Genomic DNA, 23765 nt, shown 5'->3' with positions numbered 1-23765 from the left:
TATATAATTAATATCTAGATAACTGCTTTTTTGTGGCGGCTGGCATGACAATTCAGGTTTACAGCTACTGGTAAGGCAGCAATATGACAAGGAGCAATTTCGATTTTCACATCTAGGGCAGTCGTACTTCCTCCTAACCCTTGAGGGCCAATACCTAAACGATTGATCTCCTCCATCAATTCTTCTTCTAGCTGTGCAATATCTTCACGATCACTTCTTTCCCCTACCGGTCGGAATAAAGATTTCTTCGCTAATAGTGCACATTTCTCAAAATTGCCGCCAATACCAATTCCTACTACTAAAGGCGGACAAGCATTGGGGCCGGCTACTTTAACCGTATCAATAATATATTCTTTGACCCCCTCCAAGCCATCTGAAGGTTTCAGCATCTTTAAGGTGCTCATATTTTCAGCCCCACCTCCTTTAGCTGTCATATGAATGGATAACGTATCTCCTTGAACCACATCTATATGAATGACTGAAGGAGAATTGTATTCTGAGCTTTTGTTTCTAGTGATCGGGTGATCTACAATGGAGTGACGGAGATATCCTTCCTCGTAGCCTTTCATCACCCCTTCATTAATAGCATCATTTAAATTCCCACCGATGATGTGACAATCTTGCCCGAGCTCGACAAAGAATACTGACACCCCTGTATCCTGGCACATAGGAACACGTTCACTAGTCGCTATATTGGCGTTCGTAATTAACTGATTTAATACATCCTTGCCTGTTTCCGATTCCTCTTCTTTCACCGCAGTCTTAAACGCATTAACCACATCTTCTCCTAAATCATAGTTAGCTTCCTGACACATCCCGGCAACTTCCTCAACAATTTTTTCATAGGGGATGGTTTTCACTTCTTCCACCTTCTTTCAATAAGTTTGAATTCTACTGCATCGGATATTGGATACACAAGAAATGATAATAAAATGTTGAACTCCCTTTATTAGGGGATTCAACTTAGATTAAATATGCGGTTCCCTGCCTCATAGACAAAAAACTGTTTTTCTTTTATTCTTTTTATATTATCCTAGTTTATCCAGCACTTGCTTGGCTTTTAAATAAACGGGGTAATCTATCAGCTTATTTTTATATCTTATAGATGCTATACCTTGTTTTTCCGCTTCTTCAAATTTTTCTACAACCTCCTGGCAATAAATCATTTCTGCTTTAGAGGGAGAGAATAATTTATGAACGCTCTCAATTTGTTTTGGATGGATAATCATTTTTCCTTTAAAACCCAGCTGCCGGGCAAATGATGCTTCCTTTATTAAACCATCGTCATCATTCAAATCAGGATAAACGGCATCAATTGGAGAGTGTATCCCAGCTGCTCTTGATGCATTTACAATTTGAGATCGTGCAAATAACAACTCAAAGCCTTCAGGTGATAATTGGCAGTCAATATCCAAAGAATAGTCAATAGATCCAAAAGCCAATCGATCAATAAAATTACTTGAACTGGCAATTTCATATGCCTGCTGAATCCCTTTTGCCGTTTCGATTAAAGGGATTATTCTAAACCCAGGATTGGTATCGCTTTCAATTTCTTGCTGTATTTTTTCACATAATCTTTCGATGTCCTGCGCGCACTCTGCTTTAGGGAGCATAATCCCATCAGCTTTTATCCGAATAGCGCAGACAACATCCTCTTCCCAGAAAGGGGTATTTAGGTTATTAATTCGGACGAAGATTTGTTTATTGTACTCTAAATTATCAACAGAGCTTTTGATAACTTCTCTAGCTCTCTTTTTCTCGGTAAGTGCCACGGCATCCTCTAAGTCTATGATTACACTATCTGCTTCAGATCGTATAGCTTTTTCAACCATTTTCCCACTGGATGCAGGTACAAAAAGGTAGGAACGGCGGTTAAACATAGGAGTCAGAGACCTCCTTCTACTTATTGTTTTCCTTCACTTTATAACAAAATAAAGGAGTTTCCTAATGGATATTTCACAATTATATTATTTCATCGTTACAGCAGAACAAGAACATATGACGAAAGCTTCTGAAACACTGGCACTTTCGCAGTCTGCCTTGAGCCGATCCATCACGTCATTAGAAAAAGAATTAGGGGTTTCTTTATTTAATCGAAAGAACCGACAAATATTTTTGAACAATCAAGGAAAAGCTTTTCTAAAGGATGCGAAGGAAATCGTTAATAAGGTGGAAGTTTCGAAAGAAAAACTCATCAACCTCACGAATTCTACAAACCGGAATGTGACAATATCTTATGTTCATAGTCTTGGACTGAATTACATCCCTTCCTTATTAAATGCTTTTCAAAAGAAAAATACGAATCATACACTGTCCCTGCACGAAGACAATGCAGAACTTATCATCAAAAACCTGCTTACCGATGAAATAGATTTAGGATTTGCTACTCATTATAAACCTTTAGCTGATTTAATGTATTACCCTATTTTCAAAGAAAAAATTATATTGATCACTTCTAAGAGCCATCGTTTTGCTGAAATTGAAGTTGTTCCTCTTGAAGAAATCATGGATGAACCTTTTATCCATTACAATAAAAATACGGAGTTACGGAATGTTATTGATTCTACCTTATTTCAATATAACATCTATCCCAATGTGATTTATGAAGGATTGGAAATTAATAGTGTCATTGGATTAGTTTCCGCCAATATGGGGATTGCCTTTGTGCCTGAATCAACTGTAAGGAACCTTCAGAACATCCACGTTTCTTCGATTCCGTCATTTGATTTAGAAAGAACAATCTACCTTATTCATAAAAAGAAAGATTATATCTCAAATGCCGCTAAATCATTCAAAAACTTTACTTTCGATTTCACATTTAATAGGAAGTAAAGGATTCAATAAGACCTTGGCAGTCCTAACACATGCTGGCCAATATAAGCCATAATCATGTTGTTGCTGACAGGAGCTACCTGGTACATTCTCGTTTCTCTAAATTTTCGTTCTACATCATACTCATCGACAAATCCGTTGCCGCCATGGGTATCGAGACAAGTGTTAGCAGCCTGCCAGCTGGCTTCACTTGATAAGAACTTGGCCATGTTCGCTTGCTCCCCGCATTTCTCGTTATTATCGAACTTTCTTGCAGCTTCATATCTCACGGTATCAGCCGCTTTAACAGCCATATAAGCGCGTGACAATGGAAATTGGATGCCTTGATTTTCTCCAATTTGTTTTTCAAATACTTTTCGTTCTTTAGCATAATCTGTCGCTCTGTCAATAAAGAAATAGCCGTCCCCAATGGCTTCAGCAGAGAGGAGGATTCTTTCTGCATTCATTCCATCCAAAACGTAACGGAATCCTTTACCCTCTTCACCTATTAAGCTGTTGAGAGGTACTTTCATGTCGTTATACCACACTTTATTGGTCGCATAATTAAACATGGTTCGAACCGGTTCCACTACAAAGGATTCAGGCTGATTCTCTCTAATCTCCCGGAGATCAATTAAAAACAGGCTCAGTCCTTCGGTACGTTTATCAGGGTTAACTTCTTTCGTTCGAGCCAGCAGCATGACAAGATCAGATTGTAATACCCTGCTCGTCCAGTTTTTGTGTCCATTGATCACATATCCATCTGACGTTTTCTCAGCAAATGTCTCAATGGCTGTCGTGTTGGACCCAGCGTTAGGTTCTGTTACTGAAAAAGCTTGAAATTTAATCGAACCATCAGCAATGCCAGGTAAATAAGTTCTTTTCTGTTCTTCACTTCCATGCTTTAGTAACGCTCCCATCGTATACATTTGCGCATGACAGCCTGCAGCATGGCCTCCAGATCGGTTAATTTCTTCCAGCACAATGGTGGCCTCTGTCATCCCATATCCTTTGCCTCCATATTCTTTTGGAATCAGGATGGATAGATAGCCGGATTTCGTTAATTCTTCTACAAATTCATAGGGATACTGCCGTTCTTTATCTAACTTCTGCCAGTATGTATTTGGAAACTTACTGCATAACTCTCGGACATCTTGTCTAAGCTCATCTCTTTCTTTTTCCGTCAGCGACTGAAACCCCTGTTCTTTTAATTTTTCCATTTTAGCACTCTCCTAGCTTTTATATTTTTAAAAATTCAAAAAATTATATTTGCACTTTTAATTATAAAGGGAGACCATAGGAACGAACAAAGCAAAAATTGCATCCATTTCATGTATTAATCTCATAGATACTTATTGTAAAACAGCAGAAAATCGATCGATTATCGCATTTGAAACTTCTTCCGTTGAATTTGTGCCGCCTATATCAGGGGTTTTCACACCATTTTTCAACACATACTCCATAGCTTTTAGTAGTTCAGCTCCCGCTTCATTTTCTCCAAGGTGATCCAGCATCATCTTAGCCGTCCAAATTTGACCAATCGGGTTTGCTAGATTCTGGCCAACTATATCAGGGGCAGAGCCATGCACGGGTTCAAACATAGAAGGATGCTTGTGGTTGAGATTAAGATTGCCAGAAGGCGCGATCCCTATGCTTCCCATAATAGCCGACCCTAAGTCTGTTAATATGTCACCAAATAAATTACTGCCTACAATCACGTCAAAACTATGCGGCTTCGTAACCATGAAGGCAGAAAGTGCGTCAATATGGAAGTTTTCAACTTCTACTGAAGGATAATCACTAGATAGTTCTTTTAATACCTCATCCCAAAATGGCATAGAATGGACAATTCCATTTGATTTTGTCGCACTTGTCAGCCTGGAGTCTCGCGTTTCAGCTAACTGATAAGCATACTTCATCACACGCGAAACTGCTTTTTTAGTAAAGACTGCATTTTGTACGACTACCTCATCCTCGCCTGAATGTACTCTTCCTCCCGAACTGCTGTATTCTCCTTCGCTGTTTTCTCTAACAACTATAAAATCAAAATCCTTCGGATGAGAGAGTGGAGATGCTACCCCTTCCAATTGTTTAGCAGGTCTAATGTTTACGACTTGTTCGAATTCCCTGCGAATTTTAAGCAGTAATCCATTTAAAGAGATATGATCTGGTACAAGAGCCGGGTCTCCTACCGCTCCTAAAAATATGGCATCACTTTGTTCAAGCTGTGCCATCCCATCCTCCGGTATCATTCTTCCATGCTGCATATAATAGTCGGATCCCCAAGGAAACTCCTTGTAGGACAGCTGAAAACCTCCATGGATTTCACTAAGCTTATTTAACACACGAATCGCTTCAGGTACTACTTCCTTTCCAATTCCATCTCCAGGTATGACGGATATCTCGTACTTCTTCATCTCATCCTCTCCTAACTGACTAGTTATTTACTTCCTCATTATTCGTAACCATTTTAATCAATTCGTCCCTTGTTCTTAGGATATGATTTACGGTCACTTCTTTAAGCTTGTCCGCATCTCTCGCAATAGCATATTCGACCATCAAACGGTGCTCCTTGTGAGCTTCCTCCAGGTGATTAGGCAGTACACTTGGCGTATAAGATGGTATCCCTTTCCACAACGTGTCAATGAACCCTTGCGTTCTCCTCCAGGGACAGCCGCTTCGCAAAACTTTATGAAACTCCGCATTCAGGCTTAAGTACTCTTTAACGTCCTTGCTATCTGCATTTAATTCAATCATTTGATTGTACAGGGAATCCAGTTTTTCCAAGTCATGTTTTTCTAAATAAGGTAAGGACTTAACGATCGCTTCCCCTTCTAAGAGCGCACGAAGTTGATAGATCTCCTTAATATCTTCCTCAGAAATAGGGGTGACAATGGCTCCTTTCCTCGGTTCTATTCTTACGAGACCTTCCAACTCTAATTGTCTTAAAGCATCTCGAACCGGCATCCTGCTCACCCCAAGCTTTTCAGCCCACTCTTCCTGCATGAGGCGTTCCCCCATTTTAAATTCACCTTTTAAAATCAATTCTCTCAATTTGGTCGTCACTTTAAACTGTAAAGTCGTCCGGTCGAAATTCTCTATTTTGTAATCTGCCAAGGCTTTCATCTCCTTAAAACTATCCTTTGATTTCAATATCGATCATTTCTTCTATATGCTGAATAATTTCAGTGTGGTCCCTGGGCCCTCTGCCTTTAGACCACGCTTGTTTCCAGAGCTGATAACTGGCCCCTGTTATCATCATCGGTACCTTCTGTTCTTCAGCCATACCTAATGCAATTTTCAAATCTTTCACCATCAAATCTAAGGTGAATCCTACTTCAAACTCACGTGTTAAAACTTGTTTCGGTAATTTGTATTCACTTGAAAAGCTTCTTCCGGTACTCGAATTAACAACATCCAACATCCGGTTAGGATCCAGCCCTAATTTAACCCCAAGAGCTAAGGCTTCCCCCGTTGCTGCAAGTGTAGTAGCGGATATTAAATTATTTAATGCCTTCATCGTATGACCGCTGCCTACTTCTCCAACGTGGGTAATATTTTCTCCTATACTTTGTAATAAGGGATAGACCTCCTGAACGTCTTCTGCCTTGCCACCTACCATGATTGCCAGAGAACCGTTTTCTGCTTTTTGAATCCCTCCACTCACCGGCGCATCTATCATCCTCAGGTGATTAGCTGTCATTATATCATTCAACTCTTTTGTTACAGAAGGTTCAGAAGAAGTCATTTCGATGAGAAGACTTTTTTCCGTTAGACGATTAAGTAAGCCACTTTCCCCTAATAGGGTTTCCTTTACAATAGAAACATTCGGGAGAATCGTAATGATATATTGGAATTCTTCGGCTAATTCGCCGGGAGTAGAAAAAGACTTTCCCCCCATCTCCACGAGTTGGCTTACAGCTGTTTCATTTACATCAAATAACCCCACTTCAAAACCTTCTGTTAATAACCTTTTAGCGATTCTCCCTCCCATGTTTCCTAACCCAATGATACCGACTCTCATAGTTTATTTCCTCTCTGAATGTATTTTCCATTCCTGTGTCAGAAATGAAAGCTTATGACTTAATCCTTCTTATATTGAGCCACCCCATCAGCATATAAATCGCCCCCGTAAGCGTCATTAATGACAACTGCCGGAAACTCCTCGATTTCCAGCTTTCGAATAGCTTCTGTTCCTAAATCTTCATACGCTATGACCTCGGAGGATTTAATAGAACGTGCGATTAATGCAGCAGCCCCTCCAACTGCTCCGAAGTATATGGCTTTGTTCTTTTTTATTGATTCTTTAACTTCTTCACTGCGGTAACCTTTTCCAATCATTCCTTTTAAGCCCTTTTCCAGTAACAGTGGTGTAAAGGCATCCATTCGACCACTTGTTGTAGGTCCTGCTGAACCGATCACTTCTCCAGGTTTCGTAGGAGTAGGTCCAACATAATAAATGACTTGATTGTTCAAATCGACTGGTAATGGGACTCCCTTCTTTTCTTCTTCTACCATTCGTTTATGAGCTGCGTCACGAGCTGTAAAAACAACTCCCGATAATAGCACTCGATCGCCAGCCTTTAGTGAAGCGAGCTCCTTTTCTTCAATGGGCAGTTGAACGTGAATAGCCAATAGCCTTCCCCCCTCATTAAAATATTTTTAAACGGGCTGCTTCAATATTTGCATCACGTCTGCTACGTTCTCTTCTTGTTCTACATTCATAATTTTGTCAGTTAGATGTTCTCTAGTTTCTAAAGGTAATTGATAAGACAAAGAATGAAACTTCTCTATTAATTCTTCCGTGGAGACCGGGTTTTCAGGATCTCCCTTCGGAAAATCTGTTCCGCTTTGAATAGAACGACCATCTGTGAAGGTGATTGTTACCTCAGCTCCCCATTTTTCTGGATACTCACCCGTAATTAATGGATCAGAGTGAAGTGTTACGGTTTTCATAAGCTCACGTATTTCCTCATCCCACAAACTTGTTTCATTAAAATCATGAATCCCGGCCTGTTTTTTTGATAGAGCTAAAGCGGTGCAGTACTGCAGGCTGAATTTAGATGCGTAAATGGTGTCCGGGGACGGATTATCTGTAATATCAATTGCTGTTTGATACGTACGCACATCTACAGCTTCAATTTTTTCAATAGGAATAGGATTTGAATCAGACATCTTCATAAGAATATCAATCGCATGATGGGTATGGCGGCAGGAAGCATGAACTTTGAATGAGTTCTCCAAGATCTTGAATTCGTCCCCCAGGTTCTCGGTTATTTTATGTGCCTTAGGATCCGTGCTCATTGATTTAAAAAACCCTCTATTTCCCTCAAGAATCTTTTGCGCGCCAGTAAAACCTTTATGCGCAAGCAGAGAAGCCATCGTTCCATTCATAGCAGCTTTACCTGGATGCAGCTGCTTCGTCATAGCTCCGTCTTCAATAAATTCCCATAAGCCAGCAGCCTGGGTTCCTGCATTCCCTAAAGCAGCAACTATTTGCTTCTCATTTAAGCCAATTAGTTTCGCAGTCGCTATAGCAGCCCCAAATGTTCCGCATGTCGCCGTGTTATGCCAATAGTAATAGTGAGATGGAGACACCGCTTCCCCTATCCTGTAACAAACTTCATATCCAATAACGACCGAAGTAATGAGGTCTTTCCCAGACATCTCTCTCCACTCACTTACGGCTAAAGCGGCTGGTATAACAACGGTAGCAGCATGTATAATAGAAGCTTTATGGATATCATCCAACTCTACGATATGACTGGAAGCTCCATTTATCAGTGCTGCATTTATTACACTGGATTGACCACCCGTAAAAAGCGTAGAGTGATCCTGTCCCCCCATTTCCTGCATCATTTCATTGATGATTCGAATCGGTTCTTTATCGGAACCTGCAATAGCTGAACTAAAATAATCCAATATACAAAGCTTTGTATATTGACGAACCTCTTCTGGAATATCTTCATAACTCAAGTTGACGCAGTATTTGGCCATCTCCTTACTTAAGTCCATAACCATCCTCCTCGATAAGTGATTGATCCTTATAAAACTATTCTCCTTGCCAGATTGGATCGCGTTTTTCGTTAAACGCCTTAATGCCTTCCTGTCTGTCTTTAGAATTTGCGCATGTATAATATTGATCAAGTTCTATCGATAATGCCGTTGTTAAATCTGTTTCTGTCCCCAAGTTAACAGATTTTTTAAGCGCTTTCAGAGATAATGGAGCATTACGGGCAATTTCGTTAGCAACTTCTAAGGTGTGGGTGTATAGTTCTTCACTTTTAAATACGCCATTGGCAATCCCTGTCTCTAATGCCTGCTGAGAAGATATGTGATTCCCTCTAAATAAAAACTCCTTAGCTTTGTTTACAGATATCGTTCTTGGCAGCAACTGAGTACCTCCCACTCCAGGAATGATCCCCAGGGTCACTTCCGGCAATCCCATCTTTGCATTTTCAGAAACATAGCGAAGGTCACAGCTAAGCACCATTTCCATTCCCCCGCCTAATGCGAACCCATTCACCATTGCTATGGTCGGAAACGGAAAATTCCTTAATTGGTTATAGGCCTCCTCAAAACAATCATGCTGCTCCTTCCACTGTTGGTTGGTCATTCCTTTCCGTTCTTTTAAATCAGCTCCTGCACAAAAACTTTTTTCACCCGAACCAGTCAAGATCAGAACGCAGGTATCATTCCTGTTTTTTAAAGATTTTAAGCAATCAATAAGCTCTTCACTCATTTTAGTATTTAAGGAATTCATGGCTCCCGGACGATTCAGTTCAATTACAACGATACTGTCACTCTTATGTTCTTCTATCACATTGATTGTTTCATAGGATTTCATCATGATAACCTCCATCAAATTTGATTGGGCACAGGGTATTTGCGAGTCGACTTGCCAGCTTTTCGTATGTAGCTTGGGGTGTCGTGGTTAAGGATTTCACTTAAAAGCTCGGAAGCAGAGATCAATTGGTCAAGGTCGATATTCGTCTCTATCCCCATCTCGTGCAGCATGTGTACCACATCTTCGGTGCACACATTACCTGTGGCTCCTGGTGCAAACGGGCAGCCCCCTAACCCACCTAATGCTGTGTCGAACCTTCGAACACCTGCCTGCAGGCCGCCCATTATATTGGAGAGACCCATGCCTCGCGTATTATGAAAATGCAAGTTAAACGTTTGGTTTGGAAATTGATCTACTAAACGATCGAGTAATTCATAGACTTGCTTTGGATTAGCCATCCCTGTTGTATCAGCTAAGGTAATATTAGCTATATCTAAATCAGATATAACATCCACGATAGATTCAATCCGCTCTGCTGGTATAACTCCTTCAAAAGGACAACCGAAGGAAGTGGCTAATGCTACACCGACCTCCATATCATTCCTTTCACAATAATGCTGAAGTGATTTCAATTCCTCCAACGATTGTTCCGTTCGCTTACGAACATTTTGCTGATTATGAGTATCACTGGCTGAGAAAACAAAATTCACTTTCTTTACGTCTACACGATTGGCAGCTTCAGCTCCTTTTAAATTAGGTACGAGGCCGATTAAATCGATATGTTTATTTTGACCACTTATTGCGGTATACAACTCGCCACTATTAGCCATTTGAGGAACTAATTTAGGATGAACAAAGGAGCCGAACTCAAAGCTTTTTACATTAGCCTCCAGCAAGTGATCAAATAATTTCTTTTTACTTTCTACACCGACTACTTGATTCTCCAGCTGCAGCCCATCCCTTAACACGACCTCATTAATACAAACACTTTCCGGCAGCTTCATGTTAAAACCTCCCGTATATAGAGTAAACTTGCAGATCAATCAAAACGTTTATCCAAAATCCAAGAATTGTGTTATATTCTGATTATTCTTTATTTTTTGTAAGAAAGGAGAAACAATTGGAAATCTTAAATATATTTTTAAATGTGTTATTACCCATTCTCATCTTAATAAGTATTGGAGCCTTTCTACATCGACAATTTCAGTTTGATTTGAGTACGCTGGCTAAAATCAACATTTATTATTTAATCCCAGGTCTCATCTTTACAAGACTTTATGAAACCGATTTAGCTTGGAATATGTTTGCTGATGTTCTTATTTTCTTTCTGGCTTTAAGTGCAGTTTTGTATTTTGTATCCAAGATAATCAGTAAAATTTTTCGTTTTCATCGTGGAATGCAGCTGGCATTTTCGCATAGTACCATGTTTTTTAACTCTGGAAACTATGGGGTTCCTGTAAACGACCTTGCCTTTAAACAAGATCCTTTTGCCATGGCGATACAGGTCCTGATTTTAACTTTTCAAAATCTATTAGTTTATTCATATGGAATTATTACGCTCCAAGCAGGCAGTCAAGGCTTCTTCAAATCACTGATTCCTTACTTTAAGATGCCTATTACATATGCTATGCTGCTTGGAATTGGATTGAATGTATTTGATATTAGACTGCCAGATTTCATTTACACACCTGGTTCCTATATTGCTGATGCCTTGATAGGCATAGCGTTATTAACACTAGGGGCACAAGTGGTTCAATTGAATTTTTCTAAAAACATGTGGAACGTCTTTTTGAGTATTAGCGTAAGACTCATGGTAGCTCCACTGGCAGCTTATATTATTATTCTCTTTTTGGATGTTAATACCATGACGGCCCAGGCTATGTTTATAGCTTCCGCCGCACCAAGTTCAGTCAATAGTGCAATTATAGCTCAGGAATACGAGAACGAACCTTCTTTTGCCTCTCAGGCTGTGCTATTTTCAACCATATTCAGTGTGATCACAGTAACTCTTGTCATTTACTTATCAGGCATACTATTTAAATAAATGGCAGTGAAGCTTAGCAAAACCTGAGAATAACCAAAACAGTATGCAATCAGTCTAGTGCTGATTCATACTGCTTTGATTAATAATTGGGTATTATTCATTCCTGTTCCATTTCATCAAATACTTGCTGAGCAGTTCTAAAACTATCTATGGCTGCGGGTACTCCACAATAAATCGCCGCTTGTAAAAATACTTCCTGGATATCCTCTTTTGTCAATCCATTATTAATCGCGCCTCTCACATGAAGCTTTAATTCATGAGGACGGTTCAGTGCAGTGATCATCGCCAGGTTCAGCATACTTCTCGTCTGTTTAGAAAGTCCTTCTCTCCCCCAAACCTCACCCCAGCAGTACTCTGTAACAAGCTCTTGCATAGGCATATTAAAATCAGTAGCATTATTTATTGATGCTTCCACATATTCAGCTCCTAGTACACTTTTTCTGTTTTCTAATCCTTTTTCAAATAACTCTTTATTCATAAACAAGCTCCTTTATTAATGAAATCTTTTAGCAACAGTGAAATTATTAAGTTCGGTCAGTTCGTTAATAGAAGGGAGATTCTCCAAATCTAACAGCTTAGAAACGATATCTCGAATTTGGCTTTGCTCCATCCATTCACCCGCTAATTCATTGAATTTATTGGTTAAATCTGATTCTTTCATTGGATTTAACAGGCTTCCCGTGGTATGGTCGACTTTGTACTCCATAGTTTCACCATTAAAAAGTTCAGCTCTGGCAACTACTTGCTCTTCTTTTATTGTCTCATCCACCTTCACCTGTATTTTTCTTTGCACCTGCTGAATGTTTTGCTGGCATACTATATCATCCGTGAATTGTTTGAACCCTGCTTCACCATAGATGAATGCCGCTGCTGCTGCAAAATAAATACTGAACTTTCCTTCAAGGCCCGTCTTTGGATTTCTGTTTCCCGTAAGTTCTAAAACATAAGGATTTACAGTAAGTTGAATAGATTTTAATTCTTCAAAAGATATTCTCTCTTTAAAATAGATGCAGGCATCAATAGACGGATGGAGTACAATACCACATGCGTAAGGTTTAAAAGTGTTCTTCAATAGTTCCCAATCTTCTCCCCAATTGAAGTTCACCTTTTCTAACTCGTGCTCAGGAGCTAAGACATTAGCAAATCCTCTTTTAGCTTCAAGTATTTCTTGTGATCCAGTGAATCCCTTTTGTGCTAATAAAGCAGATAACAGCCCAGTTTGTGCAGCTTTACCTGGATGAAGCGGCTTCGCCATCGTGCCGAATGATGCTCGCAAACCAAAGGCCTGCGTACCGGCAATCCCCATGGCATTGCTTAGCTCGTCATCATCGAGTCCCAGTAATACCCCTGCTGCAATGGCAGCTCCAAAAACCCCGGTCGAACTTGTAATGTGCCAGCCTAATTTATAATGCGAAGGATACACAGCGTTACTTATTCTTAATTCAGCTTCGCAGCCAAGAATAAATGCTTTTAAAGCTTCTTCCCCGCTGGCCTCTAAATGCTCTCCTAGTGCAACAACTACTGGAGCAACTGGTCCGCTCGGGTGATGGATAGTGTCTAAATGGGTATCGTCATAATCAAAGATGTGGGAAGCCGTTCCCATGACCAGCGCTGCCGTTGAAATATCACTTTTTTCTCTTCTGCCGAAAATAGTGGCTTCACCGCTGGATGAAAGGTCGTTGGATAATTCGACAAGCATGTCAATTGAGGAATGTTCAGCAGCGCCTATAGCTGCGCCCAGCCAATTTAACAAGCTCCTTTTACCGTGAACTTGAACCTCCTCAGGAATTTGGTTAAATGTTGTTGATAAACAATTAGCAATTAATTTTTTTGTCACCATTATTGATTCAACTCCACATTCTAGTGAAGATGAAGAGTCGACTGGGAGCAGTTAACTCTTCATCTAGTAAACAAGAAGTATTTATTCGCTTGCTTCACGAGCTGCTTCAATCACATCTGTACCAATGTCCTCTTCATATTCTTCATATACCGGCTCCAACGTTTCCTGGAACTCTTGAATCTCTTCCTCTGATAATTCTTTTATTTCCACTTGTCCACGTTCTTTGATTGTTTCATATGCTTCTTCATTTAAACTTTGTGCTTCGGCTCTTGCTACTTCTGTACCTTTTTCTACACCGCCTTCAACAATCTTTTTCGTCTCGTCATTCATACCGTCCCAGAACTCGGTGTTGGTAAAGATTGCATAGTCAACGCGTGTATGATTCATAACTGTCATATAGCTTTGTACTTCGTCAAACTTTTTGGATTCTATGTTACTAAAGGTATTCTCCTGACCTTCTACTACCCCCTGATCAAGGGCAGTATATAATTCTCCAAATGGAATTGACTCAGATCCCGCTCCCATCGTTGAATACAATGACTCTAAAACTTGTCCACCCTGGGTTCTAAATTTGAGTCCTTCAAAGTCATCAGGGGAAGTAATTTCTCTTTCGGCATTTGTGATATGTTTTCCTCCATTAGGCCACATAGATAATCCAAGAACTCCATCATCCGTTAGACTGCTAAGTACTTCTTCACCTTTTTCTCCATCCCAGAATTTGATTGCAGATTCATCATCCGGAAACAAAAATGGCAGTGCAGGAATATTAAACTGTGGATTGTTACCCACAAATTTCGTTAAATCTGGCGCAATAAATTGTACGTTATTAGAAGCTAGATTTTGATATTCATCTTGATCCCCGAAAAGGGAGCTATTTGGATAAATTTCCATTTCTATTTTTCCATCAGACTCTTCTTCGATGTATTCCTTCATTGCCAAAGCGCCCTGGTGTTTAGGAGTGTTCTCGGAAACTACGTGAGAAAACTTAATCTTCATTTCCTCTACTCCACCTTCATCCGTCCCAGATGCTCCCTGACCACAAGCTATTAAACTAATTGCTGCAGCCAAAAACAAACCAAAAACAATAATCTTTTTCATAAGTAAGATTCCTCCTTAATGATTTAATCTAAATTAATTTTTTCACCTATCCTCCTCTCTGTGAAAAGGCTTACATTTTTCAACAAAAAAATTAAGCCTTTATAAACAACATTTAAACTAATAGAACGATTCAACCTAAACTTCAGTGGATTTTGGATACAATATATAAATTAACACAATATCTATCCGAATGTAAAGAATACTCAAAATTTTTTGTTTATTGTGAATATTGGGGTTGTTTTGGAGTTTTATATGTATTATGATGATTTCAGAAAATTGTATCCAAAATTCAATCTTTAAAAGGAGGATATTGTCTTGAAAGTTTTATCCATTATTGAAAACGCTTTCTCAGGATTATTTTTTCTTGTAGGTATTTCTGTAAGCCTCTACTCCGTATTCATGAGATACATAGTAGGAGAATCACAGAGTTGGGCAACAGAAATTTACACTATGTTGCTTGTTTGGGCGATCTTCATAGGATTTTCTACGGCGCTGAGGGATAACAAGCATATTGCTATTGATCTCTTATACGATCGTGCCGGGCCCTTATTTAGAAAAATTTGTGAAGTAATGACCTTAGCGCTTGGGATAGCCTTTAGTATTTTTATCATCCAGACAGGAGTCGATATGGTATTAACCGCCTACGCTCAAGGAATTAAAACGATAGACGTCGGTTTCCCAATATGGATAAATTATTTAATCATGCCGATAGCTGGCACATTATTGTTCATACGTTTTTGTGAGAAAGCCTTTAGATTCTTTATTAAGAAAGAGATCTATACAAAGGAGCAACAAAATGAATCTACACCCGTAAGAAAAGTTGAGTAACAAAACTCAACTGTCAATGAAAAACTTAAAATACCAGGAGGAGGATGTAAATGGAGGCAGGTATAGTATTACTGCTATTGTTCTTTTTCGCTTTTCTTCGTGTACCAATTGCAATTAGTCTTGCTTTATCAAGCGTAATCGGGCTATGGTTGGTTGACTTTTCAATTGATACCGTGATTCAGAAAATGTTCACCGGTGTCAACAGTACTACGTTAATGGCTATCCCGGGATTTGTATTTGCAGGGTTAATCATGGCGAACGGAGGGATTTCCAAGTATTTAATCAGTTGCATACAAGCCTGGATTGGTCATACAAGAGGCGGCTTATCCGTTGTTACCGTCATAACTTGTATGATATTTGCTGCAATTTCCGGATCAAGCCCGGCAACAGCTGCTGCAATTGGGGCTATCATGATTCCCATGATGGTAAAAGCAGGGTATGATAAAAGATATTCTATGGGGTTAGTAGCTGCTGCCGGCACACTTGGTATATTACTCCCCCCTTCCATCCCTCTCATACTTTATGGATCAGTCTCAGAACAATCGACGGGCAGACTTTTCTCTGCAGGAATTTTACCTGGGATCCTACTAGGATTAACATTGATAGCTTATGCTGTATTTGTCGCATATAGAAAAGGGTACGGCGGGTTGGAGAAGGTTCCACTAAAAGATAGGTGGATGCCTACACTAAAGGCTACATGGGGATTGATCATGCCTGTTTTAATTCTAGGTTCCATCTATACAGGAATAGTCACACCAACAGAAGCGTCATTTATCGCTGTGTTATATTCCCTTATTGTTTCCGTAGTAGTCTACAAGGAGCTGTCCATTAAAAAATTCAATTCAATCTTACTAGAATCTATTAATACAACTGCGATGATTTTCTTGATTATTGCCGCTGCGCTTGTGTTTGGAATGTTTTTAACTACAGAGCAAGTACCTCAGGATTTTGCTTCATGGGTAAGCGACAGTGGATTCAACAAATGGACATTCTTACTTATAGTCAGTATATTGTTTTTTATCCTTGGAATGTTCCTTGAGCCAACTGCGATCATTTTGATCACGCTCCCAATCTTTTTACCTATCATTGCGACGCTGGATATAGATGTCATTCACTTTGCAATCATTATGGTAGTAAACATGGAGTTGGGAATGATCACACCACCTGTTGGTTTAAATTTATTTGTAGTTAGCGGGATAACTGAAGAAAAAGTCGAAAAGGTCATACGAGGGGTTATTCCTTTCTTTGCCATATTTGTTGTAGTGCTGATTCTAATTGTTATCTTCCCTGATATCTCACTATACCTTACTGATATTCTTTAGCTCTAAGTTAAGAATTCATCGATTAAAACTCAATTAAAGCCTTGAAAAGGATTTTGACTTTTCAAGGCTTTAATTATTTAAACAAGCTGTTTTGGAGTTTTGACACACAATTGAGAGTAATATCTTTTAGTTGCATTTCATTCCAGACGAGCAACCATGGCTCCAGCCTATAATTCTATAGGCTACCTTTGCAGCATTTAGTTTTTCCCTTTGTTAATTACATACTTATGGGGTGTTTATTCTTAGGGAGCCCGTCACCATAGGCTGGAAACGACCTCCAATTAAAGTTAGCATTGATAGTGAGTAGTAGGTAAACCTAACAATCGTATTCTTGATGAAGAGGAATAATCTGCCCTCGTATTTCTCCGTCAGGATTTTGTTCAGTGTGCGCGTTTACGTAGGTCATTTTCTCTTCCATACATTCGAGTAAGCCTCTCACACATTTAATTCCTTCATTATTTTTAACGATGTCTTTATCTGTAATCACTCCCCTGATGACTCCCCGGCATGTGCTGATCCCATGCTGGTCCTCTAAAGTCATTAAATCCGCCCCGAAAAGGAAAGCGAGCACAGGCCCGTTTTCACCTGGTGCCCCCAGATGGATATGCGCTTGCACAAAATTTTTAATATCACAGACTTCCAGCTCAAACTTAATTTTTGTACAGTCATCATTTGCGAGGAATTTAGCGAAGCCAGTTGCCTTTGTATCGACTGGTTGAGGTACTTCGTTTTTTCCTTTTAGCTTTGCGATAAATTTATCCATATCTTTCACCTCCTGAGTAAAACTACTTTATTGTATGTAAAGCGAAATAAAGTGAATAGGTAGGAGGTTAGAGATTCAGAAATTAAGAGAGAGTGAAGTAATAACGCTTATCTACTCTCCTCGAGGATTGAATCTTAAAGTTTATGCCCAAGCCGGGCCCATTAAAAAAAGGAAGAACGTCAATGGGTTCTCCCTGTTTCTTTTTATTAAAAAGCCTACCGGGCATTGACCTCACAGGCTGCACGTATGCCTGATTCGATGGCCCCTTCAATCCAGCCATGAAAGGAAGAAGTATGTTCTCCAGCAAAATGAAGCCGGCCTTCAGGTCTTCGAATAACTTCAGTAAAGTCCTCTCCCTTACCAGGACTGAAGAGAGTAAAGCATCCTGCTGAATAAGGATTTAATGACCAATTAAAAGCTACGGTCTGCATATATTCCTTATACACAATATCCCCATAAACTTTGGCCAAGTCTTTTAGAACTTCTCGAGTCATCTCATCCGAAGGCACGCTTGCCCAAATAATAGCATCCTCTCCCCAGCTGTAGCTGGCGAGCATCACAGCCGGTCCCTTTGAACCGATTCCATGACTGGGAATATAAGAAAAGCGGGTTGTTCGATCCGATACAGCATTTCCTGCCTTTCTTTTTTCCCAAAAGCGACTTTTAAATTCGACTCCAATTTTAATAGCCGGGATATTCGTTAATTCTCGAATAGCCTTCCATTTCTCAAAGGAAAGAGAGTGATAGGGTACTACATCAACAAACTGAAAGACGGGGAACGGCACCGTTACAATCGCATAGTCTCCTTCGTATTGATCAATTTTTCCTGTCTGCGGATCTCGAGTTTGCACTCGTACTCGATCCCCTGTCTGATCTATACGTTCCACTTTCCGATTGAGATGGATATTTGGACGAAGTTCCTTTAGAAATGAGTACGGTAAATGATCATTTCCTCCTTCAATTTCTAAGAACTCCACGGTATTACTAAAGATCGGATAGATGATGTCTGTTAAAATATCGACGAAAGAAAAGTTAGGGAACCCCTCAATACCCAGCATCACTCCAATACTTCTAATAGCGGTTAAAGACAGTGGCTTCCCAAGCGGATTTAACCGTAGAAACTCTCCCATGGAATAATCAGCAAATTCCTCTTCTAATCTTTCCTGTTCTTCAGGAGAACTCTCTTTATATAGATCTAAAAATGGCTGGGTAGCCTCAAGAAGCAGTTCGAGGGCCGTTTTTCCTTTTTCATCTTCTTCTACTGGAAAATTTAGAATATCAGGGTTTTCCTCATATTCTTTTCTAGTCGTTAATACGTTATTTACGAAAATCAAATCATCAGGCGAAGAATTAATAAAAGAATGAACAGGCAGCTGAAACCTTTTAATGTATTCCAACACAAGGGCATGGTTGTCCGGTATCCGCATAGCGCCAACGTCTAAGTAATTGCCTGCAGTAAAGGGCTGTCGAACGGTATGAACTCTTCCGCCTATACGATTATTCCCTTCTAAAATGGTAACTTGATGGCCTGCTTGTTTTAGAAGGGAAGCGGCAACAAGTCCTGCCATCCCTCCTCCAATAATTATTACCTGCCTAGGCTGCGACATTTTGTCTAATCCGTTTCTAATTATAGAAAGAAAATCATCTGGATAGTCTAACTCACATACTTCTTCTCTCATAAAAGACACCTGCTTTCCCACCATCATTATGGTACTAATAGATATGTATGAGCATCCGGGGCAAACTATAAACAATAATTCCCAATCACAAAAATTACCAGAGGCATGAAGAAAGGGAAACATCCGACCAACCAGAAGGATCTCCTTGAGTTCTGCACCTCTTTTTTTATGCGGACCCCTTCTCGTTTCGACCGGAGAGTTGTCACAGGGGGATCAGCCGGAGGGAGTGGAGTGCATTATCCCCATTCCAAACATTAAAAGCCTTGAAAAGATGGTAACTTTTCAAGGCTTTTTGCAGGTAAACTATACTATCACTATATCTTTTCCTTAGAACCTTTTTGTTCAACACCTACACTATTCTTTAATGCCAATCGATAGATATTTTGTCTCAAGGAACGCTTCTATGCCTTCCGCTCCCCCTTCTCTTCCTAGTCCGCTTTGCTTCATTCCTCCAAACGGAGCTTGAGGGGCTGAAGGGGCGCCGTGGTTCCAGCCTATAATGCCATAATCCAGCGCTTCTCCAATCTTTGTACCGCGGTTCATATTTTCCGTGAAATAATAGGCAGCTAATCCAAATGGCGTATCATTAGCCAGGCGGACGGCTTCCTCGTCGGATTCTACTTTTTGGACCGGTACGACTGGTCCAAAGGTTTCTTCGGTCATACACAGCATGTTGTCTTTGGCACCAAGCAGAAGGGTCGGTTCGTAAAATGGAGCTTCATAACGATCGGCGTCTCCACCAATGACGACTTCTGCACCTTTTTCTTTGGCATCTTTAACATGGCTTACCACTTTGTCATAACCCTTTTGGTTGATGAGCGGGCCGATGTCTACGCCCTCTTCAAGTCCGTTCCCTACTTTAAGTTCTTTGATCTTGTCTTTCAACTTGCTTACGAATTCATCATAGATTCCGCTCTGGACATACAGGCGGTTGGCGCAGATGCACGTCTGGCCTGCGTTTCGGAATTTAGAGGCAATCGTTCCTTCTACAGCTGTGTCTACGTCCGCATCATCGAAAACGATTAACGGGGCCTGCCCTCCGAGTTCAAGAGAAATATTTTTCATCTCATCCGCACTCTGCTTCATGAGTAATTTTCCGACTTCGGTGGATCCTGTGAAGGTCAATTTTCGGACGTCTTTGCTCTCTTGAATGGTTTCGCTGAATAGTTCGTTTGGTGCAACGGTCATATTCACCACGCCTTGCGGGATACCAGCTTCCTGGGCGCATTCTAGTAATTTGGCTGCGGTCAGTGGTGTTTCTTTTGGTGGTTTTACGATGAACGTACAGCCTGCCGCAAGAGCCGGTGCCAGTTTTCTTGTGATCATTGCGGCCGGGAAGTTCCATGGTGTGATGGCTGCGACAACCCCCACGGGTTGCTTCAATACTTGGATTCGCTGGCCTGGTCCTTTCGATGGAATGGTTCTTCCATAGACTCGTTTTCCTTCTTCTGCGTACCATTTAATGAAGGAAGCGGCATATAAGACTTCTCCTTTTGCTTCCTTCAGCGGCTTGCCGTTTTCAAGCGTGAGAATGCGCGCGATTTCTTCCTGGCGTTCGATGACCCGCTGATAGAATTTCTCCAGGTAATTGGCTCGTTCTTCCGCCGATAATTCCTTCCAATGTTCCAAGGCTTTCTTTGCCCCTTCAATCGCGGTGAGCACATGTTCCTTCGTACCGACTGGCATCGTTCCTACTCGTTCCTGGGTAGCCGGGTTGATAACATCAAAGGTTTCCAAGTTTTCTCCTACCCATTCTCCATCTACATAGTTTAATAGATTTAACTCACTGTGCTGCATTTTCATCAGTATTCCTCCTCTAAATTATTTCCATCCGGCAAACGCATGCTGATAAACGCTGCGAATGCTTTTCTCGTCAAAAGGCATCGGACTTCTTGCCAGTAAACGGGTCTGCTTCGTGCCATTGCTCGTTAATTGTTCGATATCATCCTGAGTGATGTTGTAGTCGGAGATTGTAGTCGGCAGGCCGACGTCTTTTACGAGTTCATGGAGAGCTTCCACAACCTCTAAAGCTACTTCTCGTTTACTCTTCCCTTCTTGAGGTATGGAGAAAACCTCTCCGAGCGTAAACATTTTTTCTAAACAAGAAGGCCAGATCCTGTGGTAAACGTACGGTAGTAGAACTGCATTCGCTTCGCCGTGAGGGATCTTAAATAATCCTCCAAGCGGATAAGCCAGCCCATGCACGCCTGCTACGCCGGCATTATAGAAGCTGAGGCCGGCAATTAAGCTGCCGAGTGACATTTCTTTTCTAGCCTCATAAGCCCTGGGATTCCAGACGGCACTTCTTAAATTATCTACAATGCGTTTCATCGCATCTAAAGCCAAAGTATCTGTTAACGGCGTGGCGTTCACAGAAGTAAAGGCTTCAATCGCATGGGTCAAAGCATCAACTCCGCTCGCTGCCGTCACTTTTGCCGGCAGGGTGTAAGTGAACTGCGGATCGACGATGGCGTAATTCGCTAGTAGATACTTATGAGTAATCACGTCTTTCGTATCGTCTAAGGAAAAAACAGCAATATCTGTGACTTCTGCTCCTGTGCCCGCCGTAGTGGGAATAAGAACCGTCGGGATCCCGGGAGAGTGGAGCTCTCTCGTACCTGTTAAATTCAAATAATCTTCTACCGTTCCTCCGTGATCCGCGAGTACAGCAGAAGCTTTTGACAGATCCAGCGCACTGCCTCCGCCAACGCCGATCACAAGATCCGGTTGACTTTCTCTTATTTCATGAAGCACTTCATTGCCAATGGCTAAAGGAGGCTCAGGGACGACGTTTGTTGAAATCGTGTATCGCGTTCCCTCTTTTTCTAAGATCTCTTCAATCGGGCGGATGACTTCAAGCTCTTTCAGCATAGGGTCTGTCAGCAAAAACACATGGTTCACATTTAAATCCTGAATGATCGTTCTCAGCTGTTCAATTGAGTTCACTCCGTGATAAATGTTCTGCGGTGTAATGAAAGAATTCATTTTTTAAAACTCTCCTTTTCTAAGAATTGATCGATACTTCTTTCGTAGATTCCATAGTCGATTCCTCTTTCTTCCCGGCTATTAAAGTAAATACCACCATCGTGATCATACTTAACAGAACCCCTGCACCGGCCGCCGCAAATGGATTACTGACTCCCATGCCGATCGGCAGGTAAATATACCAATAAGAAAGTGTACCTGCCATCAGAGAAGTAATAGCTCCTGCTTTCGTCGCCCGGCTCCACAGCGCTCCGACCACTAATGGACCTGCGGTGGCGGAGACGATTCCTCCAATTCCAATCCACATGAAGATAGAGAGATACTGCGGCGGATTCCATGCCATGATGGAAGCGATAAGGATGACCACAAACGTAGAGTAACGGCTGATCACCAGTTCAGCTTTCTCTGCTTGATCTTTACCGATCTTCGTTCTCGGAACAACAGACTTACGGAAGAGATCATTGGCTAATAACTGCGTTAAAGAAACAATCAAGCCGTCCGAGGTGGACATAATCGCAGAAAGAACCGTAACAGCCAGGAACGCTGCCAGGAATGGAGGAAAAATCTCCTGAAATAAAACAGGAATGACCTGATCGGGCCGAATCTCCATCCCTGGATCAATCACGGCGATCCCAAGCATACCGCCAAGACCCATTAAAGGAAGAACCGTTGCGAAAATCGTGCAGTACATAATTAACTTCTTCATATCTTTGTTGGATTTTACGGCTAAGAATTTGTTCCCTAAATGTGGTAAAATACCAAAGGGAAGGTGGGCGATAAACAGTAGGGCCACCAGCCAAAATGAGCCATACGTATTGTCACCAGGAAGGAACAGCTGATCAAAGCCGCCAGTCGGGTTCCTTTCCTTTATCGTGGAGATCATATCCCCAAAGCCACCTTCCACTCCAACACTAAATACGAAAACGCCAACGACGACGAGGGATGTAATCAACATGAGAAAACCTTGAATCGAATCGGTGAGAATGTCTGAATGGGAGCCACCCATAAACACATAAATCGCCAGTACAACCCCCGTAATCATAATACCCCAGTGGTATTCTACCCCCATCATAATTTGAAACATCGTGGCAGCTGCAACAAGCTGGGAAACGACATAGAAGATTAATAGAATAGAAATCACCGTTAAAACAATGCGCAGGAATTCACTTTTAAAACGATCTCCGATAAATTCAGGAATCGTCCGTGTTCCGAATTCATCCCCATATTTTTTAATCGTTTTTGCGACAAATAACATCCCGATCACAGTCGCCACGGGATATAAAAGCGGATACCACAAACTCGGTGTGCCTAAATCATAGGCCAGTCCCGGCATCCCCATAAATGTAGAGCCGCTTGAGATCCCTGCACTGATTACGAGAGCAATCGTCATCGGTCCATAACTGGATCGGGCCGTTGCAAAATCTTCCGAAGTCCTGGTCTTTTTCATTCCGATAAAACCCATGGCAAGCATAATTCCGATAAAGACCGCCATAAATATCCACGAATAAACCACAACACTATCCACTTCGAATCCCCCCTTATTTATTTAAGAAATTGGTTCTAAACAGCACCAAAGCCATCCCGATCCATGTCCCAAAAATAATAACA

At 41.0% G+C, this 23765-nt stretch carries 22 protein-coding genes; 4 read left to right on the top strand and 18 right to left on the bottom strand.

From position 1 onward, the window contains the following. Positions 1–14 precede the first annotated feature (14 nt). Both C1A12_RS04420 and C1A12_RS04415 read right to left on the bottom strand, forming a co-directional pair. Positions 15–860, bottom strand: a complete 846-nt coding sequence (locus C1A12_RS04420; protein WP_200816546.1) for a fumarate hydratase — start codon at positions 858–860, stop codon at positions 15–17. A gap of 168 nt (positions 861–1028) precedes the next feature. Next, positions 1029–1880 carry a CoA ester lyase gene (locus tag C1A12_RS04415; protein ID WP_101842622.1) on the bottom strand — a complete coding sequence of 284 codons (852 nt, stop codon included), beginning with the start codon at positions 1878–1880 and terminating at the stop codon, positions 1029–1031. 67 nt (positions 1881–1947) lie between these two features. Between C1A12_RS04415 and C1A12_RS04410 the strand changes: the two genes are divergently transcribed. After that, complete coding sequence (locus C1A12_RS04410; RefSeq protein WP_101842621.1) at positions 1948–2832, top strand: LysR family transcriptional regulator; 885 nt, start codon at positions 1948–1950, stop codon at positions 2830–2832. A gap of 5 nt (positions 2833–2837) precedes the next feature. Here the strand turns inward: C1A12_RS04410 and C1A12_RS04405 are convergent, their stop codons facing one another. From C1A12_RS04405 to C1A12_RS04370, 8 genes are all read right to left on the bottom strand, one after another. Next, positions 2838–4031, bottom strand: a complete 1194-nt coding sequence (locus C1A12_RS04405; protein WP_101842620.1) for an acyl-CoA dehydrogenase family protein — start codon at positions 4029–4031, stop codon at positions 2838–2840. A 132-nt stretch (positions 4032–4163) separates the two neighbouring features. Beyond that, positions 4164–5228, bottom strand: a complete 1065-nt coding sequence (locus C1A12_RS04400; protein ID WP_101842619.1) for a tartrate dehydrogenase — start codon at positions 5226–5228, stop codon at positions 4164–4166. Positions 5229–5247: 19 nt separating this feature from the next. Next, a complete protein-coding gene (locus C1A12_RS04395; RefSeq protein ID WP_235001533.1) occupies positions 5248–5928 on the bottom strand; it encodes a GntR family transcriptional regulator in 681 nt (226 codons plus the stop codon). Positions 5929–5947: 19 nt separating this feature from the next. Then, the gene (locus C1A12_RS04390; RefSeq protein WP_101842617.1) at positions 5948–6835 is read right to left on the bottom strand and encodes an NAD(P)-dependent oxidoreductase; all 888 of its coding nucleotides are present in this window, start codon (positions 6833–6835) and stop codon (positions 5948–5950) included. A 59-nt stretch (positions 6836–6894) separates the two neighbouring features. Next, entirely contained in the window at positions 6895–7446 is a 552-nt protein-coding gene (locus tag C1A12_RS04385; RefSeq protein ID WP_101842616.1) for a Fe-S-containing hydro-lyase, read from the bottom strand. A 27-nt stretch (positions 7447–7473) separates the two neighbouring features. After that, complete coding sequence (locus C1A12_RS04380; RefSeq protein WP_101842615.1) at positions 7474–8826, bottom strand: MmgE/PrpD family protein; 1353 nt, start codon at positions 8824–8826, stop codon at positions 7474–7476. Positions 8827–8863: 37 nt separating this feature from the next. Further along, positions 8864–9661, bottom strand: a complete 798-nt coding sequence (locus tag C1A12_RS04375) for an enoyl-CoA hydratase/isomerase family protein (protein WP_235001532.1) — start codon at positions 9659–9661, stop codon at positions 8864–8866. 11 nt (positions 9662–9672) lie between these two features. Next, complete coding sequence (locus C1A12_RS04370) at positions 9673–10602, bottom strand: hydroxymethylglutaryl-CoA lyase (protein WP_101842613.1); 930 nt, start codon at positions 10600–10602, stop codon at positions 9673–9675. Positions 10603–10718: 116 nt separating this feature from the next. On the opposite strand from C1A12_RS04370, the gene C1A12_RS04365 reads away from it, so the two are divergent. Next, on the top strand, positions 10719–11642 hold the full coding sequence (locus C1A12_RS04365; RefSeq protein ID WP_101842612.1) for an AEC family transporter: 924 nt from the start codon (positions 10719–10721) through the stop codon (positions 11640–11642). A gap of 97 nt (positions 11643–11739) precedes the next feature. Here the strand turns inward: C1A12_RS04365 and pcaC are convergent, their stop codons facing one another. The 3 genes from pcaC to C1A12_RS04350 form a co-directional block, all read right to left on the bottom strand. Continuing rightward, a complete protein-coding gene (pcaC, locus tag C1A12_RS04360; protein WP_101842611.1) occupies positions 11740–12120 on the bottom strand; it encodes a 4-carboxymuconolactone decarboxylase in 381 nt (126 codons plus the stop codon). Positions 12121–12135: 15 nt separating this feature from the next. After that, positions 12136–13482 (bottom strand): MmgE/PrpD family protein, encoded by a 1347-nt coding sequence (locus tag C1A12_RS04355; RefSeq protein WP_101842610.1) that lies wholly within the window; start codon positions 13480–13482, stop codon positions 12136–12138. A gap of 81 nt (positions 13483–13563) precedes the next feature. Next, positions 13564–14580, bottom strand: a complete 1017-nt coding sequence (locus tag C1A12_RS04350) for a DctP family TRAP transporter solute-binding subunit (RefSeq protein ID WP_101842609.1) — start codon at positions 14578–14580, stop codon at positions 13564–13566. A 315-nt stretch (positions 14581–14895) separates the two neighbouring features. Here C1A12_RS04350 and C1A12_RS04345 point away from each other — a divergent pair, with 315 nt between their 5' ends. Together C1A12_RS04345 and C1A12_RS04340 are read left to right on the top strand one after the other, a co-directional pair. Beyond that, a complete protein-coding gene (locus tag C1A12_RS04345; protein ID WP_101842608.1) occupies positions 14896–15408 on the top strand; it encodes a TRAP transporter small permease in 513 nt (170 codons plus the stop codon). A 50-nt stretch (positions 15409–15458) separates the two neighbouring features. Further along, a complete protein-coding gene (locus C1A12_RS04340) occupies positions 15459–16730 on the top strand; it encodes a TRAP transporter large permease (RefSeq protein WP_101842607.1) in 1272 nt (423 codons plus the stop codon). Between the two features lie 316 nt (positions 16731–17046). On the opposite strand, the gene C1A12_RS04335 is transcribed toward C1A12_RS04340, so the two are convergent. The 5 genes from C1A12_RS04335 to C1A12_RS04315 all read right to left on the bottom strand — a co-directional run bounded on the left by C1A12_RS04335 (position 17047) and on the right by C1A12_RS04315 (position 23682). After that, positions 17047–17493 (bottom strand): CHRD domain-containing protein, encoded by a 447-nt coding sequence (locus C1A12_RS04335; RefSeq protein ID WP_101842606.1) that lies wholly within the window; start codon positions 17491–17493, stop codon positions 17047–17049. A 215-nt stretch (positions 17494–17708) separates the two neighbouring features. Further along, entirely contained in the window at positions 17709–19172 is a 1464-nt protein-coding gene (locus tag C1A12_RS04330) for a flavin monoamine oxidase family protein (protein WP_101842605.1), read from the bottom strand. A gap of 354 nt (positions 19173–19526) precedes the next feature. Next, positions 19527–20975 carry an NAD-dependent succinate-semialdehyde dehydrogenase gene (locus C1A12_RS04325; protein WP_101842604.1) on the bottom strand — a complete coding sequence of 483 codons (1449 nt, stop codon included), beginning with the start codon at positions 20973–20975 and terminating at the stop codon, positions 19527–19529. Positions 20976–20993: 18 nt separating this feature from the next. Further along, positions 20994–22157, bottom strand: a complete 1164-nt coding sequence (locus C1A12_RS04320) for an iron-containing alcohol dehydrogenase (RefSeq protein WP_101842603.1) — start codon at positions 22155–22157, stop codon at positions 20994–20996. A gap of 19 nt (positions 22158–22176) precedes the next feature. Next, entirely contained in the window at positions 22177–23682 is a 1506-nt protein-coding gene (locus tag C1A12_RS04315) for a sodium:solute symporter (RefSeq protein ID WP_101842602.1), read from the bottom strand. Positions 23683–23765: the final 83 nt, after the last annotated feature.

It is taken from the genome of Halobacillus sp. Marseille-P3879, assembly GCF_900240285.1.
Taxonomy (GTDB): Bacteria; Bacillota; Bacilli; order Bacillales; family Halobacillaceae; genus Halobacillus_A.
This window is presented reverse-complemented; position numbering and strand designations above follow the sequence as displayed.

Excerpts from the sequence above, each read along its gene's own strand:
- C1A12_RS04415 (WP_101842622.1), bottom strand. The coding sequence starts at position 1,880 with ATGTTTAACCGCCGTTCCTACCTTTTTGTACCTGCATCCAGTGGGAAA.
- C1A12_RS04410 (WP_101842621.1), top strand. The coding sequence starts at position 1,948 with ATGGATATTTCACAATTATATTATTTCATCGTTACAGCAGAACAAGAA.
- C1A12_RS04405 (WP_101842620.1), bottom strand. The coding sequence starts at position 4,031 with ATGGAAAAATTAAAAGAACAGGGGTTTCAGTCGCTGACGGAAAAAGAA.
- C1A12_RS04400 (WP_101842619.1), bottom strand. The coding sequence starts at position 5,228 with ATGAAGAAGTACGAGATATCCGTCATACCTGGAGATGGAATTGGAAAG.
- C1A12_RS04390 (WP_101842617.1), bottom strand. The coding sequence starts at position 6,835 with ATGAGAGTCGGTATCATTGGGTTAGGAAACATGGGAGGGAGAATCGCT.
- C1A12_RS04380 (WP_101842615.1), bottom strand. The coding sequence starts at position 8,826 with ATGGACTTAAGTAAGGAGATGGCCAAATACTGCGTCAACTTGAGTTAT.
- C1A12_RS04375 (WP_235001532.1), bottom strand. The coding sequence starts at position 9,661 with ATGATGAAATCCTATGAAACAATCAATGTGATAGAAGAACATAAGAGT.
- C1A12_RS04370 (WP_101842613.1), bottom strand. The coding sequence starts at position 10,602 with ATGAAGCTGCCGGAAAGTGTTTGTATTAATGAGGTCGTGTTAAGGGAT.
- pcaC (WP_101842611.1), bottom strand. The coding sequence starts at position 12,120 with ATGAATAAAGAGTTATTTGAAAAAGGATTAGAAAACAGAAAAAGTGTA.
- C1A12_RS04355 (WP_101842610.1), bottom strand. The coding sequence starts at position 13,482 with ATGGTGACAAAAAAATTAATTGCTAATTGTTTATCAACAACATTTAAC.
- C1A12_RS04350 (WP_101842609.1), bottom strand. The coding sequence starts at position 14,580 with ATGAAAAAGATTATTGTTTTTGGTTTGTTTTTGGCTGCAGCAATTAGT.
- C1A12_RS04340 (WP_101842607.1), top strand. The coding sequence starts at position 15,459 with ATGGAGGCAGGTATAGTATTACTGCTATTGTTCTTTTTCGCTTTTCTT.
- C1A12_RS04335 (WP_101842606.1), bottom strand. The coding sequence starts at position 17,493 with ATGGATAAATTTATCGCAAAGCTAAAAGGAAAAAACGAAGTACCTCAA.
- C1A12_RS04330 (WP_101842605.1), bottom strand. The coding sequence starts at position 19,172 with ATGAGAGAAGAAGTATGTGAGTTAGACTATCCAGATGATTTTCTTTCT.
- C1A12_RS04325 (WP_101842604.1), bottom strand. The coding sequence starts at position 20,975 with ATGAAAATGCAGCACAGTGAGTTAAATCTATTAAACTATGTAGATGGA.
- C1A12_RS04320 (WP_101842603.1), bottom strand. The coding sequence starts at position 22,157 with ATGAATTCTTTCATTACACCGCAGAACATTTATCACGGAGTGAACTCA.